The sequence below is a fragment of the Candidatus Protochlamydia sp. R18 genome (assembly GCF_000648255.1).
GTDB classification, from domain to species: Bacteria; Chlamydiota; Chlamydiia; order Chlamydiales; family Parachlamydiaceae; genus Protochlamydia; species Protochlamydia amoebophila.
This window is the reverse complement of sequence record NZ_BASL01000574.1, coordinates 1-283: the sequence shown is the minus strand read 5'-3', so window position 1 is coordinate 283 and position 283 is coordinate 1. Positions and strand designations below refer to the sequence as shown.

Below are 283 nucleotides of genomic sequence, written 5' to 3'. Positions count from 1 at the left end.
ACTAACGTGATCCATTGATTTTTCATCTTCTTCTTTACTTTTGTGAAAAGATGAATTCCTTTTTGCATTAGAGTATGAGTCAGTTTTTCTGACATATAACCCCTATCTGCGAATGCTTTTCCTTTCATATCTTCTATCATTTCTGGAACGGGTTTGCGATCATCCACATTGCCAGTTGTCAACTTAAATGCGACAATTTCTGCCTGATAATTAATCACAAGATAGAGCTTAAACCCAAAGAACCAACCGATGGTTGTTTTTCCCCCACTTAGCGTGGCTCTTT

The 283-nt window shown here is 37.5% G+C and carries 1 protein-coding gene; it reads right to left on the bottom strand.

What is annotated here, in order from left to right; all coding sequences use genetic code 11:
• Nucleotides 1-283, bottom strand: a 283-nt coding sequence (locus tag TY19_RS00735; protein ID WP_042279060.1) for a transposase, incomplete at both ends; no start/stop codon positions are given.